The 18755-nt window shown below is 65.8% G+C and carries 16 protein-coding genes; 11 read left to right on the forward strand and 5 right to left on the reverse strand.

All coding sequences use genetic code 11. The features are described from left to right. The first annotated feature begins 47 nt into the window (after positions 1-47). Positions 48-293 (forward strand): hypothetical protein, encoded by a 246-nt coding sequence (locus tag ASD75_RS18765; protein WP_056747347.1) that lies wholly within the window; start codon positions 48-50, stop codon positions 291-293. Positions 294-577: 284 nt separating this feature from the next. Beyond that, entirely contained in the window at positions 578-3304 is a 2727-nt protein-coding gene (mgtA, locus tag ASD75_RS18770; RefSeq protein WP_056747348.1) for a magnesium-translocating P-type ATPase, read from the forward strand. Between the two features lie 106 nt (positions 3305-3410). Here the strand turns inward: mgtA and ASD75_RS18775 are convergent, their stop codons facing one another. Further along, complete coding sequence (locus tag ASD75_RS18775; protein WP_056062049.1) at positions 3411-4097, reverse strand: DUF3334 family protein; 687 nt, start codon at positions 4095-4097, stop codon at positions 3411-3413. Positions 4098-4264: 167 nt separating this feature from the next. Here ASD75_RS18775 and ASD75_RS18780 point away from each other — a divergent pair, with 167 nt between their 5' ends. Both ASD75_RS18780 and ASD75_RS18785 read left to right on the forward strand, forming a co-directional pair. Further along, the gene (locus ASD75_RS18780) at positions 4265-5449 is read left to right on the forward strand and encodes a DUF917 family protein (protein WP_056747349.1); all 1185 of its coding nucleotides are present in this window, start codon (positions 4265-4267) and stop codon (positions 5447-5449) included. A 57-nt stretch (positions 5450-5506) separates the two neighbouring features. Then, positions 5507-6562: a sensor domain-containing diguanylate cyclase gene (locus ASD75_RS18785; protein WP_235511657.1), complete on the forward strand. Its 1056-nt coding sequence runs from the start codon at positions 5507-5509 to the stop codon at positions 6560-6562. Here ASD75_RS18785 and ASD75_RS18790 read toward each other — a convergent pair. From ASD75_RS18790 to ASD75_RS18800, 3 genes are all read right to left on the reverse strand, one after another. Continuing rightward, positions 6553-7014: a (2Fe-2S)-binding protein gene (locus ASD75_RS18790; protein WP_056747350.1), complete on the reverse strand. Its 462-nt coding sequence runs from the start codon at positions 7012-7014 to the stop codon at positions 6553-6555. The two genes, ASD75_RS18785 and ASD75_RS18790, sit on opposite strands and share 10 nt — an antisense overlap. Before the next feature lie 20 nt (positions 7015-7034). After that, on the reverse strand, positions 7035-9305 hold the full coding sequence (locus ASD75_RS18795) for a xanthine dehydrogenase family protein molybdopterin-binding subunit (RefSeq protein WP_056747716.1): 2271 nt from the start codon (positions 9303-9305) through the stop codon (positions 7035-7037). A 120-nt stretch (positions 9306-9425) separates the two neighbouring features. Further along, complete coding sequence (locus ASD75_RS18800) at positions 9426-10025, reverse strand: Crp/Fnr family transcriptional regulator (protein WP_056747351.1); 600 nt, start codon at positions 10023-10025, stop codon at positions 9426-9428. A 125-nt stretch (positions 10026-10150) separates the two neighbouring features. Here ASD75_RS18800 and ASD75_RS18805 point away from each other — a divergent pair, with 125 nt between their 5' ends. Then, a complete protein-coding gene (locus tag ASD75_RS18805; RefSeq protein ID WP_056747352.1) occupies positions 10151-10927 on the forward strand; it encodes an SDR family NAD(P)-dependent oxidoreductase in 777 nt (258 codons plus the stop codon). A 54-nt stretch (positions 10928-10981) separates the two neighbouring features. After that, positions 10982-11320 carry a darcynin family protein gene (locus ASD75_RS18810; protein WP_056747353.1) on the forward strand — a complete coding sequence of 113 codons (339 nt, stop codon included), beginning with the start codon at positions 10982-10984 and terminating at the stop codon, positions 11318-11320. Here ASD75_RS18810 and ASD75_RS18815 read toward each other — a convergent pair. Beyond that, positions 11317-12501: an MFS transporter gene (locus tag ASD75_RS18815; protein WP_056747354.1), complete on the reverse strand. Its 1185-nt coding sequence runs from the start codon at positions 12499-12501 to the stop codon at positions 11317-11319. The genes ASD75_RS18810 and ASD75_RS18815 overlap by 4 nt on opposite strands. Positions 12502-12916: 415 nt before the next feature. Here ASD75_RS18815 and urtA point away from each other — a divergent pair, with 415 nt between their 5' ends. The 5 genes from urtA to urtE all read left to right on the forward strand — a co-directional run bounded on the left by urtA (position 12917) and on the right by urtE (position 18713). Further along, the gene (gene urtA, locus ASD75_RS18820) at positions 12917-14179 is read left to right on the forward strand and encodes an urea ABC transporter substrate-binding protein (RefSeq protein ID WP_056641426.1); all 1263 of its coding nucleotides are present in this window, start codon (positions 12917-12919) and stop codon (positions 14177-14179) included. A gap of 153 nt (positions 14180-14332) precedes the next feature. Then, the gene (urtB, locus tag ASD75_RS18825; protein WP_056747355.1) at positions 14333-15913 is read left to right on the forward strand and encodes an urea ABC transporter permease subunit UrtB; all 1581 of its coding nucleotides are present in this window, start codon (positions 14333-14335) and stop codon (positions 15911-15913) included. A gap of 20 nt (positions 15914-15933) precedes the next feature. Next, positions 15934-17073, forward strand: a complete 1140-nt coding sequence (gene urtC / locus ASD75_RS18830; RefSeq protein WP_056747356.1) for an urea ABC transporter permease subunit UrtC — start codon at positions 15934-15936, stop codon at positions 17071-17073. After that, positions 17070-17945, forward strand: a complete 876-nt coding sequence (gene urtD / locus ASD75_RS18835; protein WP_056747357.1) for an urea ABC transporter ATP-binding protein UrtD — start codon at positions 17070-17072, stop codon at positions 17943-17945. The genes urtC and urtD overlap by 4 nt, the downstream gene beginning before the upstream one ends. Positions 17946-18020: 75 nt before the next feature. Next, positions 18021-18713 carry an urea ABC transporter ATP-binding subunit UrtE gene (gene urtE, locus ASD75_RS18840; RefSeq protein WP_056060636.1) on the forward strand — a complete coding sequence of 231 codons (693 nt, stop codon included), beginning with the start codon at positions 18021-18023 and terminating at the stop codon, positions 18711-18713. The last annotated feature ends 42 nt before the right edge of the window (positions 18714-18755 follow it).

Below are 18755 nucleotides of genomic sequence, written 5' to 3' on the forward strand. Positions count from 1 at the left end.
CCCATCTGCGTCTGCGTGCTCTGCCCTGCCTGCCAAGGACAACGGCCATGCGTTTTTTTGTTGTGGATCTGCCCAGCCTTTTCCAGCGTGCGGTGGCGCCTGGCGCTGAACGCGCCGAGCATGCTGCATCGCTGCCTTCAGGCGCACAGGGCCCTGCCCATGGGGCCGCTGGCAGCCTGCAAGCCGTGGCCGAACTTGACGGCACTACGTTGTGGCCCACGCACCGCATTCGCTGCTACCTGCATGGCCAGCCGCCTGCGCGGGCATTGCGACGCCGGGCGCGGCCGCTTTAAGCCGGCCCACGCCGGTATTGCAACCACTACCCAGGAGGCCCCATGGACCCAGACCCGCGCAGGCGCTCCGAAGCGCCGCCCCACACCACATCCCCATTGAACTTTGCATACCAGGCCCAGGGCCCGGGGCGATGGCTCGCGTGACGGCGTGAGCCTCACGCCTCTGGCCGTTGCCGGCCAGAAGGAGTGACTCACCATGTTCCGTTTCATCAACATTTCTGCGCACACGGCACCACTGCCCGTGACGCGCAACGCCGTCAGCGCTTGCTGCTAGGGAGACCGCCATGAGCTTCCTGCACCACCTGTTCGACCGCTTTCTGCACACCCGCCATGTGACGCGCCACTTTGCGCGGCGGCTGATCCTGGACACGCTGACCCTGGGCCGCGCGCCCACCCCCGCCACCTCGCCCGACCTGCTCAGCCGCGAGCTGCAGCGCGCCGCCAGCGATGACCTGCCCGCACTGATCGAGCGCCTGCAGTCTGACCCTGCGGGTCTGAGTGACGCCCAGGCTGCCGCCGCCCTGGCCCAGCACGGCCCCAACGAGGTGGAGCACGAAAAGCCGCTGCCCGCCTGGCTGCACCTGTGGCACTGCTACAAGAACCCGTTCAACGTGCTGCTCACGGTGCTGGCACTGATCTCGTACCTCACCGAGGACCACGAGGCCACCGTCGTGATTCTGGCCATGGTGGTGCTCTCCACGCTGCTGCGGTTTGTGCAGGAGGGCCGCTCCAACCGCGCGGCCGAGCGCCTCAAGTCGCTGGTCAGCAACACCGCCACGGTGCTGCGCCGCAGCGGCGCGGAGGCCGCATCCACGCCGCGCGAGCTGCCCATCCACCAGCTGGTGCCGGGCGACCACATCGTGCTGTCGGCGGGCGACATGATCCCGTCGGACTGCCGCGTGCTCACGGCCAAGGACCTGTTCGTGAGCCAGTCGGCCATGACGGGAGAATCGCTGCCGGTCGAAAAATTTGCCGAGCGCAGCCAGCCCGGCACCAGTGCGCTGGAGGCCACCAACCTGCTGTTCATGGGCACCAACGTGGTCTCGGGCTCGGCCACGGCGTTGGTGGTGGCCACGGGCAACCACACCTACTTTGGCACGCTGGCCACCCGCGTCACGGCCACCGACCGCACGCCCACAGCGTTCCAGGCAGGCGTCAACAGCGTGAGCTGGCTGCTGATCCGCTTTGCGCTGGTCATGGTGCCCATCGTGCTGGTGGTCAACGGCTTTACCAAGGGCGACTGGCTGGAGGCGTTTCTGTTCGCGCTGTCGGTGGCCGTGGGCCTCACGCCCGAGATGCTGCCCATGATCGTGACCAGCACGCTGGCCAAAGGGGCCGTGCTGCTGTCGCGCAAGAAGGTGGTGGTCAAGCGGTTGGACGCGATCCAGAACTTTGGCGCCATGGACGTGCTGTGCACCGACAAGACCGGCACGCTCACGCAGGACAAGATCTTTCTGGAGCGCCACACCGACGTGTTCGGCCACAACAGCGACGAGGTGCTGGCCTTTGCCTACCTCAACAGCCATTACCAGAGCGGCCTGAAGAACCTGCTGGACCACGCCGTGCTGGAGCATGTAGAGCTGCAGACCGACCTGCGCCTGGCGCAGGACTACCGCAAGGTCGATGAGGTGCCGTTCGACTTCGTGCGCCGGCGCATGTCGGTCATCGTCAGCGAGCGCAACGACCACCACGAGCTGATCTGCAAGGGCGCAGTGGAGGAGATGCTGGACGTGTGCACCCAGGTGCGCGTGGTGGAGGACACCGGCGCGCAAGACCTGCCGCTGGACGCCACCCTGCGCGCACGGGTGCTGGAGGTGACGCGCGGCCTGAACAACGAAGGCCTGCGCGTGGTCGCCGTGGCCATGAAGGAGACGCCACCCCAGCAGACGGTGTACAGCGTGGCCGATGAATCGGGCCTCACGCTGATCGGCTACGTGGCGTTTCTGGACCCACCGAAGGAATCCACCGCCCCTGCGCTCAAGGCGCTGGCCGCGCACGGTGTGGCCGTGAAGGTGCTGACCGGCGACAACGAGCTGGTGACGCTCAAGGTCTGCCGCGAGGTGGGCCTGGCGGTGCAGGGCGTGTTGCTGGGCAAGGACGTGGACGCCATGGACGACGCCACCCTGGCGCGCGCGGCCGACACCCACAACGTGTTTGCCAAGCTCTCGCCACTGCACAAGGAGCGGCTGGTGCGCGCGCTGCGCGCGGGCGGCCATGTGGTGGGCTTCATGGGCGACGGCATCAACGACGCCCCCGCGCTGCGTGCGGCCGACATCGGCATCAGCGTGGACAGCGCGGTGGACATTGCCAAGGAGGCGGCCGACATCATCCTGCTGGAGAAAAGCCTGATGGTGCTGGAAGAGGGCGTGATGGAGGGGCGCAAGACCTTCAGCAACATGCTCAAGTACATCCGCATGACGGCCAGCTCCAACTTCGGCAACGTGTTCTCGGTGCTGGTGGCCAGTGCGTTCCTGCCTTTTTTGCCCATGCTGCCGCTGCACCTCTTGGTGCAGAACCTGCTGTATGACCTGTCGCAGATCGCCATTCCGTTCGACAACGTGGACGAGGAGCTCATCCGCAACCCGCTGAAGTGGAACCCGGGCGACATCGGCCGCTTCATGGTGTTCTTCGGGCCCATCAGCTCGGTGTTCGACATCACCACCTTCGCCGTCATGTGGCACGTGTTTGGTGCCAACAACGTCGGGGCGCAGACGCTGTTCCAGTCGGGCTGGTTCGTGGTGGGGCTGCTCACGCAGACGCTGATCGTGCACATGATCCGTACCCCCAAGCTGCCCTTTGTGCAAAGCGTGGCCTCGGTGCCGCTGCTTGCGGCCACGGTGCTCATCATGGCGGTGGGCATCTTCATCCCCATGGGGCCGCTGGCCGGGCACTTCAAGCTGCAGGCGCTGCCGCTGGCTTACTTTCCGTGGCTGGTGGGGATTCTGGCGGGCTACGTGCTGCTGACGACCGTGATGAAGCGCTGGTACGTGCGGCGCTACGGCTGGCAGTGAATGCCGGGGCAGGTGCTGGTGGAGCGTCTGCCCCCGTGTTTTGAAGAGAAAATGGCTGCAAGCGCTAGTAAATTATGCGCTGGCAGCTATCTTTTTTGTAGTGTTTCTACATGCCCAGGGACTTGAGCAGCGCATCCGTGTCGTCCTGGCCGGCTGGCGGTGGGGCGGGCACGGGCGGCGCTTCTTGCGACTGGGCCATCAGCGCGTCCGGGTCGGGAGCTTCCTGGGCTTCAAAGTCGTAGAGCTTGATGAACTCGGTGCGGTCGATGGCGAGTTCCAGGTAGAAGATGTTGTTGTTGCTGGTGTAGAAGGTCACGCGCCGGGCCTCGGGCTTGTCGAGGTTGGCGTCCACCGACAGCTGCACCTGCTTGTTCAGCACCAGCATCTTGGGCTGGTTTTGCGTGATGTGGGTCTGCAGTTCGCGGCGCACCTTGCCGGTGAAGTCGCCCACCACCTGGTTCATCAGCTCGCCCATCACGTTGCTGACCTCGTCGGAGGTGTACGAACTGACCAGGTCGTCCTTGGACATGCCCATGTTCAGCAGGTAGTTGGCGTACAGCTCCATCGCCGCCTGGCCTGAGAAATTGATGATCACCAGCCCCGAAAAGCCGCCGTCAAACAGCACAAAGCAGCCAATGTCGGGTTTCAGGCAGGTCTTGCTGATGCGCTGCACCATGCCGGAGTAGTGGATCTGGCTGTGTGTAGCCACGCCCAGAACGCGGGTGACGGAGTTGCACAGGCTGATCAAAAGGTCTTCGGTGCCGTAAACGGGGGATTTTTCGGGGGTGCTCATGGTGGGGGTAGCGGAAAACAACTTGGTGCACAGCATAGGCGATGATGCCGCCGTAAACCAGAGTGCAGGCCCTGCCGTGGTGCCGATCCCCCCGTGGTATCCCGGTCATTGACTTTCGACGGGGCTCGGATATCGTGCTTTTCATCCAAATAAGAGAGGGGGGCCCGATGGGCAATGTCTATTTCTATGGCTTGACCGATTTCCAGGCGATTGCCACCGGGGCGGCCGTGCTGGCCAGCGGCGGTGGTGGCAGTTACCAAGACGCCTGCGCCATCGTGCAGCAGCTGGCAGACCAGGGCTACACGGGCACGGTGCAGGTGCAGGACTACGACGGCGCCACCAATGCCTGTGTGCTGGCCATCATGGGTTCGCCCGACGCGGCCGACAACCTCACCCTCACGGCGGTGCAGAACTCCATCAGCAACACCGTGGCCGTGATGCAGGCGTACACCGGCATGCAGCCAGGCGCCTTCATCCCGGTGGAGATCGGGCCCATCAATTCGCTGGTGCCGCTGATTGGCGCGGCCATGTCGGGCGGCAGCATCTGGGTGGTGAACGGCGATGGCGCAGGCCGTGCCGTGCCTGAGCTGCCCCAGACCACCTTCACCGCCCCTTCCGGGCCAGCGCCCAGTCCCGCCGTGCTGGCCAGCGATGCGTCCACGCTTGTGGCGGCGGAGTACGCGGTGCTGGGCTCCGCCACGGCGTCGGGCATCGAGTCGCTGGCGGGCGGGGTGGTGGGAGGTTTTGGCGGGTACTCGGGCATTGCGATGTGGCCCTCCAACGCGGGCAATCAGTTCGCGTTGTCGGGCAGCTACATTCCGGGCACGCTGGAGCAGGCACGCCAGCTGGGCCTGCAGCTCTTGCAGGCGGTCACGCCGCTGAGCACCCAGGCCGTGGCGGCGGGCATCCAGAACCTCACCGGCCGTGCCGCGCGCGCCGTGGTCACCAACTTTTTCATCACCTCGGTCAGCCAGTCCACGTCCAGCGCGTCGCTGGACTCGGGCATCATCCGGCTGGACAATGCATCCGACCCGGCCCAGAGCACCGAGACACATTACCTCTACAACCTCAACGAGAACCTGATCATGTATTCGGCGGCCAGCACCACCCCCGACATCATTGCACCCGACTCGATCTGCTACTACTCCGAGAGCACGGGTCGTGGGTTCTCCAACGCCAGCGACGACCTGGCCCAGTATTTCGACCCTAAAACGGGCCGCAGCACCGGCAACCAGGTGAGCGTGATTGCGGTGCAGACAGCGCCCCAGCTCTACGACACCCCTGGTGTCGTGGCATCGTTTGCCGCGCTGCTGCGCAATATCGGTTACGCGGGTGGCATGCCGCCCGGCTGAGCCCTGAAGCCCGCACCGACGCACGAGAGAAACGGAACGCTGTGAAAAAAGGTGGTCATGGCCATGGGTGAGGCGGACCTGAACAAGGAGCGGCTGGAGCTGGCCCTGGAGGCCGCCGGGCTCGACCTGTGGGAGAACGACCTCATCACCGGCAACGTCACGCGCAAGGCGACCAAGACGTTTGAAGAGCTGGGGTTCTCCGAGGATGAAATCGTCTCGGGCGTGCAGGACATCTACGGCCTGTTCCACCCCGACGACATCGACACCGTGCGCAAGGCCGTGGCCGACCACCTGACAGGCGTCACGCCGCAGTACCGGTGTGAGTTCCGGTTGCGCTCCAAGAGTGGCGAGTGGATCTGGTTTGCCAACTATGGCCGCATCATGGACGGCCACAGCGAGACGCCCGGCAAGCGCTTGATCGGCGTCACGTTCAACATCCACGACCGCAAGTGCCGCGAGACCGAGATCGCCCAGATCAACCAGCAGCTCACCGAGCAGAACCGCCTGCTCCAGCAGCTCAACGCCACGCTGGAGCGGCTGGCCGCCAACGACTCGCTCACGGGCCTGTCCAACCGCCGCACGCTGATGGAGCTGGGCGCCAAGGAATACAAGCGCACGGAGCGTTTTGGGCACCCGATGTCCGTGCTGGTGGCAGACATCGATTTGTTCAAGACCGTCAACGACCTGTACGGCCACCTGGCGGGCGACCGCGTGATCTGCGCCGTGGCCCAGGTGTGTGCTGGGCACAAGCGCAGCGGTGTGGACATCGTCGCGCGGTTTGGGGGCGAGGAGTTTGTCGTCGTGCTGCCCGAGACCGACAGCGCGAGCGCGTTGCAAGTGGCAGAGTCGCTGCGCCGCGAGGTCGAGTCCTTGCTGGTGTGCGTGGGCGACGAAGGGCAGGAGGTGGCCGTCACCGTGAGCATTGGCGTAGCCACCCTGTACAAGGGCTCGGGGATGAATTTTGAAGAGCTGGTGAACCGTGCCGACCAGGCCCTTTACCAAGCCAAGGGCACAGGGCGCAATGCCGTGTACTGCGCCGACATGCCGCCCGAAAAAGGGGGCGTGGTCGAGCAGGTTTCGCTCGACCTGGGAGGGGGGATCTCTCAGCCCTGAGGCCCGCGCGCAGCCTGGTGGATCGCCGCCCGGATGCGCGGGTAGGTGCCGCAGCGGCAGGCATTGCCCGACATGGCGGCGTCGATGTCGGCATCGGTAGGCTGCGGCGTTTTCTTCAGCAGGGCACAGGCCGACATCAGCTGCCCGCTCTGGCAGTAGCCGCACTGCGCAACATCCACTGCGGTCCATGCGGTGCGCAGTGCAGAGGCTTCGGGGCCTTGCAGGCCCTCGATGGTGGTGACCTGGGCGCTGCCCACGGCCGACAGGGGCGTGATGCAGGCGCGCACCGGCTCGCCGTTCAGGTGCACCGTGCAGGCGCCACACAGCGCCATGCCGCAGCCAAACTTAGTGCCGTTCATCTGCAGTTCGCCGCGCAGCACCCACAGCAGGGGCGTGTCGGGTTCGGCGTTGACAGCGACGGGTTTGCCGTTGAGGTTCAGGGTCGTGGTCATGGGGGCTCCGGTGCGTCGGGTCAGCTGAGCTTGAGCGGCAGCGCGCGCAGGCGCTGGCCGGTGAGGGCAAACAAGGCATTGGCCACGGCGGGTGCAATGGGCGGCACGCCGGGCTCGCCCACGCCCTCGGGGGGCTCGGCGCTGGCGATGATGTGGGTCTCCACGCGGGGGCAGTCGGCCATGCGCAGCAAGGGGTAGTCGTGCAGGTTGCTCTGCTGCACCTGGCCATCCTTGATCGTCACTTCGCCCCACAGCGCAGCGGTGAGGCCATAGACCACGGCGCTTTCCATCTGCTGGGCAATGAGGTTGGGGTTGATGGCCGCACCGCAGTCGATCACGCACACCACGCGGTGCACGCGGATGGCCTTGTCGGCACCCACCGACACCTCGGCCACCTGCGCGACGATGGAGCCGAACGACTGGTGCAGCGCCACGCCGCGCGCCCGTTGCACGCCCGACGCATCGGGCGGCAAGGGCTGGCCCCAGCCCGCCAACTCGGCCGCCTTTTGCAGCACCTTCAGGTGGCGCGGGTGTTTTTGCAGCAGCGCGGCGCGGAACGCCACCGGGTCCTTCTTGGCGGCGTGGGCCGCTTCGTCCACAAAACTCTCTTTGAAGAACGCCTGGTGCGAATGCCCCACCGAGCGCCAGAAGCCCACGGGCAGCGGCAGGTCGATGATCTCGTGGGCAATGCGTGCGTGGGGCCACTCGTAGGGTTGGTCGAACGCGCCTTCGGACGCGGTCTTGTCCGGCCCGGCGCCCGGCAGGCCAAAGGTGCGGGCCAGCACCTGCGGCACGATGGCCTGGCCTGCCGACACGTTGTGCCAGGCCACCAGCTGGCCCTGTGCGTCCAGCCCGGCCTTGAACCGGGCCACGCAGGCCGGGCGGTAGAAGTCGTGCTGCAGGTCCTGCTCGCGGGACCACAGCGTCTGCACCGGTATGCCGCCCGCGGCCTTGGCAATGGCGGCGGCCTGGGCCACATAGTCCACCTCCAGCCGCCGGCCAAAGCCACCGCCCAGCAGCAGCTGGTGCACGGTCACCTTGGTGTCGTCGATGCCCAGGGCCTTGGCGGCCGCCATGCGCGCCAGGCCCGGCACCTGGGTGGATGTCCACACGCTGGCCGCGCCATCCTTGAACTGCACGGTGCAGTTGATGGGCTCCATGGTGGCGTGGGCCAGGTAAGGCGCGCGGTAGTCGGCAGTGAGGGTGGTTGCAGCGCCTTGCAGGGCCTGGTCCACATCGCCCACGCTGTGGTAGCCAAAGCCCTGGGCCTGGTCCAGCGCCTGGGTCAGCTGGGTCATGACAGCGGCGCTCGACAGCGTGGCGGCGGGGCCATGGTCCCACTGCACGCTGACTGCGGCGGCGGCCTTTTTGGCGTGCCAGGGCGTGTCGGCAATCACGGCCACGCCGCCAGTGCCGCCGTGGTACGGCGCTACGGCCAGCACCTCCTTCACCCCGGGCATTTTTTGCGCGGCTGCGCCATCGAACTGGACCACTTTGCCGCCCCGCGTGGGGCACATCACCACACTGGCGTACAGCAGGCCGGGCGGGTGGGCATCGATGCCAAATACCGCACTGCCGTCGAGCTTGGAGGGCGCCTCGATGCGGGTGAGCGGCTTGCTGATCAGCTTGAATTCAGCAGGCGCCTTGAGGGGCACCTTGCCCGGTGGCGGCTGCTGCGCCGCCAGTGCAGCCAGCTCGCCATACGTGGCGCGCTGGCCTGCCGCATGTTCCACCACGCCAGCGTTGGCCTTGCATTCGGCGGCCTGCACCTTCCATTGCACGGCCGCTGCGTTGATGAGCATGGCGCGGGCGTGGGCACCGGCCTCGCGCATGGGGCGCCACAGGTCCTTGATGCTGCTGGAGCCACCAGTCATCATCACGCCCACTTCGCGCATGGTCTTGGCGGTCAGCCAGCCCGCCACGGCCTTGATGGAGCCGTCGTTGTCGGGGTGGAACGGCAGGCCGTCCACCACCGTGGCCAGGTTGTTGTAGATGTCGTCGATGGGCGCCATCTCCAGCCGCACCTGGGCCCAGTCGGCGTCCAGCTCTTCCGCCAGGATGGCGGCCAGCCCGGTGTGCGCGCCCTGGCCCATTTCGGACTTGGCCATCATCACCGTCACCGTGTTGTCGGCGGCTACCTTGAGCCAGCCATTCAGCGCCACCTGGCCCGTGCCCCGGGGCAGGGGCTGCGCGGTGTGCAGCCGCTGGCGCGGGGGCACCACGCCCCAGCCGATGACCAGCGCGCCGGCTGTTGCGGCGCCACCGAGAAGCACTGTGCGTCGTTTCACCATGGGTTGTCCTGAGCGGTTGAGAAAGTGCACGCCGGCGCCTTCGATGGCAATCACCGCGTGGCAAGGGCAGGGGGCCATCCTAGCGCCACTGTGCAGCGCTGCGCTGCTGGCGAATGTCGGCTATGTGACGCTGCGCCGCACGCGCACGGCAATGCGGTTGAGCCCGACGGGCGTCAATCCCAGGTGGCGGGCCAGGTCTTTTTGCGGGATGCGCAGCGCCAGGTTGGGGTGTGATGCCAGGAAGGCACGGTAGCGGCCCTCGGGGGTGAGGGTGAGCAGTTCGCGCTCACGCGCCTCCTTGCGTGCGGCGTACACCAGGGTCAGCTGGTACAGCGCCTTTGCCCAGGGCAGGTGGCGTTCGGCCAGCGCGAGCAGCACGCCGTGGTCGATGCGCTCCAGGGTGGCGGGCTCGATGGCCGTCACCATGAAGGCCGTGCGGCCGCCAGGCTGCAGGGCGGATACGCTGGCAAAAAAACGTCCTTCTTCGGCAAACGACTTGATCCATTCCGTGCCGTCATCCTGCAGGTAGCTCAGCTTGAACAAGCCTGCTTGAACCGCGTAAACATACGGGTGCTGTACCCCCTGCAGAAAGACCGTGCCGCCTGCCTGTACTGCGTGCTTGGTGATGGCGCGCTCTGCCGTGGCCCAGTCGGGCAGGGCCTGCGTGCCCGCCGCCTGTGTGAGGAGCGACCAGAAGGCGGGGTGCTGGATGGGGGCCATGGCGCGCAGTATGCCGCGTGGCAGCGTGGCGAAGTTTCCGCCGCGCCTGGGGGTGAGAGCCTCCTTCGTTCGCCAATTAACCTGGGTTGATGACGACGGACGGAGCCGTGCCTAGAGTGCGGCCCATGTCACACGCTCGCACCCCCACCACCGCACGCCAGGCCGCGCCCGCAGGCGCCTTGCCACGCACCATCGTCACCGGCGCCAGCTCGGGCATTGGCCGGGCGCTGGCCCTGGAGCTGGCACGGTGCGGCGTGCCGGTGCTGGCCGTGGCACGGCAGGCCGAGCCGCTGCAGGCGCTGGCAGATGCCCATGGACTGATCGAGCCCTGGGTGGCCGACCTGTCCTGCATCGAAGAGATGGACGGCCTGGCGGCGCAGTGGCTGCTGCGCTATCCCGATATTGGCGCGCTGGTGAACAACGCAGGCATCCAGCACGATCTGCGGGTGGACGATGCCGGCTACAGGGCACAGGACATGCGCGCGGAGGTCGGGATCAACCTGCTGGCGCCGATGGCGCTGACGCGTGCGTTGCTGCCCCATTTGCAGGCCCAGCAGCGCGCATGGGTGGTCAATGTCGGGTCGGTGCTGGGCTCTTGCCCCAAGCGCACGGCGGCGGTTTACAGCGCCACCAAGGCGGGGCTGGACCTGTTCACCCAGGCGCTGCGGGTGCAGATGCAAGGCAGCCCAGTGCGGGTGGTTCACGCTGTGATGCCGCTGGTGGACACGCCCATGACCCGGGGCCGAGGGCGCGGCAAGATCCCTGCCGATGTCGCTGCACAGGCACTGGTCCGCGGCCTGATGGCGGGGCACACCGACATCCGCATCGGCAAGGCGCGCGCGGCCTGGCACTTGCAGCGCTGGGCGCCCGGGCTGCTGGCCCGCCTGCTGCGCACGGCTTGATCCAAGCCCGCTGGCTCAACACCTGTCTTCTCATCGACCCCAGGAGATCACCCCATGGCAACCCGTTATGCCTTCTTCATCCACCTGCGTGCACTGCCCGAGTGGCTGCGTTTGCCCCGTGAGCAAAGGCGTGAGTTGGGTGAGGCGCACCTGCATGACCTGCTGCCCCGCTACCAGGGAGCCCTGCGCCTGCGCCACTTCGATGCCGAGGCCTTCGCAGCGCCCTGCAGCGACCTGATGCTGGTGGAAACCGATGACCCGCTCAAGCACTACGACTTCATGGAGCGGCTGCGCGATTCCCCCCTGCTCACCGTGCCGTATTTCGAGGTGCTGCAGATCCTGCCTGCCATCGAAGACGGTTATGTGGCGTTCGAGCGCGCCGAAACGGCTTAGGCTGCTTTGCAGTCGACCAGCGCCGGAGCCTTGTGCGTGGGCTGCCGGTCCAGCCAGGCAATGTAGGCCGTGAGCGCCAGCGCACTCAGCGTGACGGCGGCCGCCACCAGCGGAATGGTCTGCAGCGACCACCCGGCCGTGATGACCGCGCCCCCCAGCCAGGCACCAATGGCATTGCCGAGGTTGAATGCGCCGATGTTGAGCGTGGACGCCAGGCTGGGCGCGTCGCCCGCCTGCGACACCACCCGCGCCTGCAGCGGCGTGCCCGCCGAGAACGACACCATGCCCCACACCACCACGGTGATGACGGCAGGCCACAGCCACACGCTGGTGAACGAAAACGCTGCCAGCACCCCCGCCAGCACGGCAAAGATGCCCATCAGCGAGGGCAGCAGCTTCCAGTCTGCCAGGCGGCCGCCCAGCAGGTTGCCAATGGTCAGGCCCACGCCGCACAGCAGCAGCACGCCGCTCACGTTCTGGGGCGAGACACCGGTCACGTCGCGCAGGATGGGCGTGATGTAGGTGAACAGCGTGAACATGCTGGTGGATGCGAGCACGCTCACCGCCAGCGCCAGCCACACCTGGCGAATGCGCAGCACGCGGAACTCGCCCAGCGCGCTGCCGCTGATCTGGTGGCGCAGGTGTGGCACCCAGCGCACCACGGCGGCCACGGCCAGCACCCCAATCACCACCACCGCCCAGAAGGTGGAGCGCCAGCCCAGGTGCTGGCCCAGCAGCGTGCCAAGCGGCACGCCCAGCACGTTGGCGAGCGTGAGTCCGGTGAACATCAGCGCCATGGCCTGGGCGCGCTTGTGGGGCTCCACCACGCTGGCGGCCACCACGGCGCCAATGCCAAAAAACGCGGCGTGGCAGAACGAGGTGACCACGCGCGCCACCATCAGCCACGCATAGCTGGAGGCCAGCGCGCAACCCACATTGCCCACGATGAACAGCACCATCAGCCAGGTCAGCGTGGTCTTGCGCGGCCAGCGCGCGGTGGCCACCGCCAGCAGCGGTCCACCCACAGCCACGCCCAGTGCGTAGGCCGACACCAGCATGCCGGCGGCGGGGATGGAGACGGACAGGTCACCTGCCACTTCGGGCAGCAGCCCCAGGATCACGAATTCGGTGGTGCCAATGCCAAAAGCGGCAATGGCCAGGGCCAGCAGGGGGAGGTTCATGGAGCGCAGAGGGACTAAAGGGCAGCACCGGGGCCGATGGGGTCAGGCGCGCAAGACTAGGGAAAACCCTTGGATTCTACGGAGGCCCCACAACCTTTGCAGGCCAAGGTTTTTGCATGAAATGGGCTGGTAGCGCTAGTGATATATGCCGTAACAGCTATTGTTTTCATAGTGAATGCCATCCTTGCCCTTGTGCGCCTGTGGCGTGCATCAGGGGTGGTGAGTCGCCTCGCAACGGCCCCCGTGTGATGCGGGCTCGCAGCGGGGCGTGTACGCCACCCGGCGTATTTCGCCAACCGGCCCCGCTCTCCAGAATCCATTCCATCGCCCGATCCACAGGGGCTCCACACCGGGGCCCACCGGGCGAAGCGGTTTGATTGATTTCCTGATTGAAACCACCACCGGAGAAGCACACATGCAACGTCGTTATTCCCTCAAGGCCCTCGCGGCCGTCGCTACGCTCGCTGGCCTGTCTGCGCTGCCAGCCCACGCCCAGGACACGATCAAGGTCGGCATCCTGCACAGCCTGTCGGGCACCATGGCCATCTCTGAGACCGTGCTGAAAGACACCGTGCTCATGGCGATCGACGAGATCAACGCCAAGGGCGGCGTGCTGGGCAAGAAGCTCGAACCCGTGGTGGTAGACCCGGCCTCCAACTGGCCCCTGTTCGCCGAAAAGACCAAGCAGCTGCTGGGCCAGGACAAGGTCTCGGTCATCTTCGGCTGCTGGACCTCGGTGTCGCGCAAGTCGGTGTTGCCGGTCGTGGAAGAAATGAACGGCCTGCTGTTCTACCCCGTGCAGTACGAAGGTGAAGAACTGTCCAAGAACGTGTTCTACACCGGCGCCGCGCCCAACCAGCAGGCCATCCCTGCGGTGGACTACCTGATGAGCAAGGACGGCGGCAGCGCCAAGCGCTGGGTGCTGCTGGGCACCGACTATGTCTACCCCCGCACCACCAACAAGATCCTGCGCGCCTACCTCAAGAGCAAGGGCGTGAAGGACAGCGACATCGACGAGAAGTACACCCCGTTTGGCCACTCTGACTACCAAACCATCGTGGCCGACATCAAGAAGTTCAGCCAGGGCGGCAAGACGGCCGTGGTCTCCACCATCAACGGTGACTCCAACGTGCCCTTCTACAAGGAACTGGGCAACGCCGGCCTGAAGGCCAAGGACGTGCCCGTGGTCGCCTTCTCGGTGGGCGAGGAAGAGCTGCGTGGTGTGGACACCAAGCCGCTGGTGGGTCACCTGGCTGCCTGGAACTACTTCCAGTCCATCAAGAGCCCGGCCAACACCGAGTTCATCAAGAAGTGGAGCGACTACGCCAAGGCCAAGGGCATTGCCGGCCACAAGGACAAGCCGCTCACCAACGACCCGATGGAAGCCACCTACATCGGCATCAACATGTGGAAGCAAGCGGTTGAAAAGGCCAAGAGCACCGATGTGGACAAGGTGATTGCCGCCATGGCCGGCCAGACCTTCAAGGCACCGTCGGGCATCGTCTCCAAGATGGACGAGAAGAACCACCACCTGCACAAGAGCGTGTTCATCGGCGAGATCAAGGCCGACGGCCAGTTCAACGTGGTGTGGAAGACCCCCGGCCCCGTGAAGGCCAAGCCATGGTCTCCTTACATCGAAGGCAACGACAAGAAAAAAGACGAACCCGAGAAGAAGTGATCTCCCCCTGAGCGGCTACGCCGCTTCCCCCTCTCTCACGCTGCGCGTGGGAGGGGGACGCCCCCAGCGCGGCGGGGCGGCCCTTGCGCGGGGGCCCTGGTCTAGGCCCTGCCCTCTGCATGGGCCTTTGCATATTGACCGACTGGCCCCTCCATGAATTTCTCTTTCGTATCTCGCCTCATTGTCTGCCTCTTGCTCTACGCAACTGCGCAGGCACAAGCACTCACCGCTGAGCAGGCCCTGGCCATGGCCGCTGGTGACACCGACGACCGTGTGGCCGCCGTGCAGCAGGCCGTGGTGGAGCCCAGCGAACGCACCGCTGCCTTCTTGCAGGCGCTGGCCGACGACGCGGTGAAGGTGGCCGACGGCAAGGCGCTGATCGTGCGCGATGACAAGGGCATCGACCCTGTCACTGGCGCCGAGGTCCCTGTGCCAGCCGATGCCGAAGACATCATCAACAACAACCGCATGCGCGGCGAGATCGACACGGCCCTGGCGGGCCTGGCGCTGTTTGGCAAGGACGAAACCCAGCGCATGGCCGCCGCCAAGGCACTGACCAAGGAGCCGGATGCAGGCCGACTGCCCCTGCTCGACAAGGCACTGGCGCAGGAAACCAACGACAAGATCAAGACCCAGCTGGAGCTGGCGCGCGCCGCCACGCTGCTGGGCAGCGACGACCCCGCACAACGCATCGCGGCCGCCCAGGCACTGTCGCTCAGCGCCACACCGGATACGCGGCTGCTGCTCAACGAACGCGTCACGGTCGAAGAAGACGCCAAGGTCAAGGCCGCACTGCAGGCCGCACTGCGCGCCATGGAAGGCCAGCTCGCCTGGGGCGAACGCCTGGGCGCCGCGTTCTCGGGCATCAGCCTGGGCTCCATCCTGCTGCTCGTCGCCTTGGGCCTGGCCATCACCTACGGCCTGATGGGCGTGATCAACATGGCCCACGGCGAGCTGATGATGATCGGCGCCTACGCCACCTATGTGGTGCAGGGCATCTTCCAGAAGTATTTTCCGGGTGCGTTCGACTGGTACCTGGTCGCTGCGCTGCCCCTGGCCTTTGGCGCCTCGGCCGCCGTGGGTGCGGTGCTGGAGCGCGGCGTGCTGCGCTTTCTGTACGGCCGCCCGCTGGAGACGCTGCTGGCCACCTGGGGCATCAGCCTGGTGCTGATGCAACTGGTGCGCACGATTTTTGGCGCGCAGAACGTGGGTGTGGAAAACCCCGCGTGGATGAGCGGTGGCGTGCAGGTGCTCTCCAACCTCACGCTGCCCTACAACCGCCTCGTCATCATCGGCTTTGCCATCGCCGTGCTGCTGGGCATGGGCTACCTGATCGGCCGCACGCGCCTGGGCCTGTTCGTGCGTGGTGTGACGCAGAACCGCCCCATTGCCTCGTGCATGGGCGTGAACACTGCGCGCATCGACACCATGGCCTTTGCGCTGGGCTCAGGCATTGCGGGCCTGGCGGGTTGCGCGCTGAGCCAGGTGGGCAACGTGGGGCCGGACCTGGGGCAGAGCTACATCGTCGATGCCTTCATGGTGGTGGTGCTGGGCGGCGTGGGCCAGCTGGCGGGCACGGTGTATGCCGCGCTGGGCCTGGGCATCCTGAACAAGTTCCTCGAAGGCTGGGCGGGCGCGGTGCTGGCCAAGATTGCGGTGCTGGTGTTCATCATCATCTTCATCCAGAAGCGGCCCCAGGGCATCTTCGCGGTCAAAGGGCGTACGGCCGACTGAAGCACCAGAGACGACTGATCATGACTACGCCAACCTCTCCCAACATCCAACTGCCCGCACCGGCGCCGCTGCTCACGCGCGGTGGCTGGTCGGCCTTTATCGTGGCGCTCATCGTGGTGTGCGCCGTGGCACCCGTGCTCAACCTCTGGGTGCCCGCAGGCAGCATGTTCCACCTGTCGGACTACGCCGTGGCGCTGCTCGGCAAGATCATGTGCTACGCCATCTGTGCGCTGGCCATGGACCTCATCTGGGGCTACACCGGCATCCTGAGCCTGGGCCACGGCCTGTTCTTTGCGCAGGGCGGTTACGTGATGGGCATGTACCTCATGCGCCAGATCGGCCGCGACGGCAACTACAAGAGCGACCTGCCGGACTTCATGGTGTTCCTGGACTGGAAGGAGCTGCCCTGGCACTGGGCGCTGTCCGACAGCTTCATCGCTACGCTGATCCTCATCGTGGCCGTGCCGGGCGTGATCGCGTTTGTGTTCGGCTACTTCGCCTTCCGCTCGCGCATCAAGGGTGTGTACTTCTCCATCATCACCCAGGCTATGACGTATGCGGCCATGCTGCTGTTCTTCCGCAACGAAACCGGCTTTGGCGGCAACAACGGATTTACCGACTTCAAGCGCATCCTGGGCACGCCGATTGCCACGCAGAACATGCGCATGACGCTGTTCGTGCTGACGGGGTTGTCGCTGCTGGGCTTCTTCCTGCTGGCGCGCTGGCTGGTGCGCAGCAAGTTTGGCCGCGTGCTGCAGGCCGTGCGCGATGCCGAAACGCGCGTCATGTTCTCGGGCTATTCGCCGCTGCCCTACAAGCTCACCATCTGGACCATCAGCGCCATGATGTGCGGCGTGGCGGGGGCGTTGTATGTGCCCCAGGTCGGCATCATCAACCCCGGCGAGATGAGCGCCGCCAACTCCATCGAGATCGCCGTATGGGCGGCCGTGGGCGGGCGCGCCACACTCATCGGACCCATCGTGGGGGCGTTCATCGTCAACGGTGCCAAGAGCTGGCTCACGGTGACGGCGCCGGAGTTCTGGCTGTACTTTCTGGGCGCGCTGTTCATTGCGGTCACGCTGTTCCTGCCCGACGGTGTGGTGGGGCTGGTCAAGAAGCTCAAGGCAAAAATGACAACAACGAAGGGAGCCGCGCAATGACGCCCGATCTGATGGAAGAAGGCGCGCGGCGGCTGCAGAAGACGCTGGCGCCCGTCGCACTGGGCCAGACCGAGTCGGGCGGCCGCGCGGCAGGTTTCTCGCGCATCGCCACGCCGGGCGAAGTGGACGTGACCCACGGCCGCATCCTGTACCTGGAAGACGTGCACGTGAGCTTTGACGGCTTCAAGGCCATCAACGGCCTGAGCCTGGACATTGCCCCCGGCGAGCTGCGCTGCGTCATTGGCCCCAACGGTGCAGGCAAGACCACGATGATGGACATCATCACCGGCAAGACACGGCCGCAAAAAGGCTCGGTGTTCTTCGGCTCCACCATCGACCTGCTGCGCCACAACGAGCCCGAGATAGCGAGCCTGGGCATCGGCCGCAAGTTCCAGAAGCCCACGGTGTTCGAGCAGCTCAGCGTGTTCGAGAACCTGGAGCTGGCGCTCAAGACCCACAAGGGCGTGAAGTCCAGCATGTTCTTCAAGCTCGACTCCGCACAGTCGGACCGCCTGGCCGAGGTCCTGCACACCATTCATTTGGCCGACAGCGTGACGCGGCAATCAGGCAACCTGAGCCATGGGCAAAAGCAGTGGCTCGAAATTGGCATGCTGCTGATGCAGGACCCGAAGTTGCTGCTGCTCGATGAACCCGTGGCGGGCATGACCGACGAAGAAACTGCCCGCACGGCGGAGCTGTTCCTCACGCTCAAGGGCAAACATTCGCTGATGGTGGTGGAGCACGACATGGGCTTTATCCGCACCATCTCCGAAAAAGTGACGGTGCTGTGCGATGGATCGGTGCTGGCCGAAGGCACGCTCGACCAGGTGCAGGCTGACGAACGCGTGATCGAGGTGTACCTCGGTCGGTGAAGGTATTCACTATCAAAAATATAGCTGTCAGCGCTTATAGAACGGGCGCTAGAGGCTAAAAAACCCTAAGTCACCATGCTCACCGTCCAGAACATCAACCAGTATTACGGCGGCTCCCACATCCTGCGTGACGTGAGCCTCACCGCCACCCCGGGCAAGGTCACCGTGCTGCTCGGCCGCAACGGCGTGGGCAAGACGACGCTGCTCAAAAGCCTCATGGGGCTGGTGCCCATCAAGAGCGGCAGCATCAGCTTCGACGGCAAACCCATCGACAAAGCCACGCCCTACGACCGGGCGCGCGCAGGCATCGGCTTTGTGCCGCAAGGCCGCGAAATCTTCGGCCGCCTGACCGTGGAAGAAAACCTGCGCATGGGCCTGGCCTACAAAAGCGGATCGACGCCGGTGCCTGCACACCTGTACGAACTCTTCCCCGTGCTCAAGCAGATGCTCAAGCGCCGGGGCGGTGATCTGTCGGGCGGGCAACAACAGCAGCTGGCCATTGCCCGCGCGCTGGCCCCCGGCCCGCGTTTGCTCATCCTGGACGAGCCCACCGAGGGCATCCAACCCAGCATCATCAAGGACATCGGCCGCGTGATCCGCATGCTGGCCGACCAGGGAGAAATGGCCATCCTGCTGTGCGAGCAGTACTACGACTTTGCGCAGGAACTGGCCGATGAGTACCTGGTGATGGAACGCGGCGAGGTCATCGCCCGCGGGCCGGGCTCCGAGATGGAAGCCAAGGGCATTCGCAACCTCGTGGCGATTTAAGGCCGCACCCCCTGAGTCGCCTGCGGCGCCTTCCCCCTCTCT

Origin of the sequence: Acidovorax sp. Root568 (assembly GCF_001427445.1) — a bacterium.
GTDB lineage: Bacteria > Pseudomonadota > Gammaproteobacteria > Burkholderiales > Burkholderiaceae_C > Acidovorax > Acidovorax delafieldii.

Excerpts from the sequence above, each read along its gene's own strand:
- ASD75_RS18765 (WP_056747347.1), top strand. The coding sequence starts at position 48 with ATGCGTTTTTTTGTTGTGGATCTGCCCAGCCTTTTCCAGCGTGCGGTG.
- mgtA (WP_056747348.1), top strand. The coding sequence starts at position 578 with ATGAGCTTCCTGCACCACCTGTTCGACCGCTTTCTGCACACCCGCCAT.
- ASD75_RS18775 (WP_056062049.1), bottom strand. The coding sequence starts at position 4,097 with ATGAGCACCCCCGAAAAATCCCCCGTTTACGGCACCGAAGACCTTTTG.
- ASD75_RS18780 (WP_056747349.1), top strand. The coding sequence starts at position 4,265 with ATGGGCAATGTCTATTTCTATGGCTTGACCGATTTCCAGGCGATTGCC.
- ASD75_RS18785 (WP_235511657.1), top strand. The coding sequence starts at position 5,507 with ATGGCCATGGGTGAGGCGGACCTGAACAAGGAGCGGCTGGAGCTGGCC.
- ASD75_RS18790 (WP_056747350.1), bottom strand. The coding sequence starts at position 7,014 with ATGACCACGACCCTGAACCTCAACGGCAAACCCGTCGCTGTCAACGCC.
- ASD75_RS18795 (WP_056747716.1), bottom strand. The coding sequence starts at position 9,305 with ATGGTGAAACGACGCACAGTGCTTCTCGGTGGCGCCGCAACAGCCGGC.
- ASD75_RS18800 (WP_056747351.1), bottom strand. The coding sequence starts at position 10,025 with ATGGCCCCCATCCAGCACCCCGCCTTCTGGTCGCTCCTCACACAGGCG.
- ASD75_RS18805 (WP_056747352.1), top strand. The coding sequence starts at position 10,151 with ATGTCACACGCTCGCACCCCCACCACCGCACGCCAGGCCGCGCCCGCA.
- ASD75_RS18810 (WP_056747353.1), top strand. The coding sequence starts at position 10,982 with ATGGCAACCCGTTATGCCTTCTTCATCCACCTGCGTGCACTGCCCGAG.
- ASD75_RS18815 (WP_056747354.1), bottom strand. The coding sequence starts at position 12,501 with ATGAACCTCCCCCTGCTGGCCCTGGCCATTGCCGCTTTTGGCATTGGC.
- urtA (WP_056641426.1), top strand. The coding sequence starts at position 12,917 with ATGCAACGTCGTTATTCCCTCAAGGCCCTCGCGGCCGTCGCTACGCTC.
- urtB (WP_056747355.1), top strand. The coding sequence starts at position 14,333 with ATGAATTTCTCTTTCGTATCTCGCCTCATTGTCTGCCTCTTGCTCTAC.
- urtC (WP_056747356.1), top strand. The coding sequence starts at position 15,934 with ATGACTACGCCAACCTCTCCCAACATCCAACTGCCCGCACCGGCGCCG.
- urtD (WP_056747357.1), top strand. The coding sequence starts at position 17,070 with ATGACGCCCGATCTGATGGAAGAAGGCGCGCGGCGGCTGCAGAAGACG.
- urtE (WP_056060636.1), top strand. The coding sequence starts at position 18,021 with ATGCTCACCGTCCAGAACATCAACCAGTATTACGGCGGCTCCCACATC.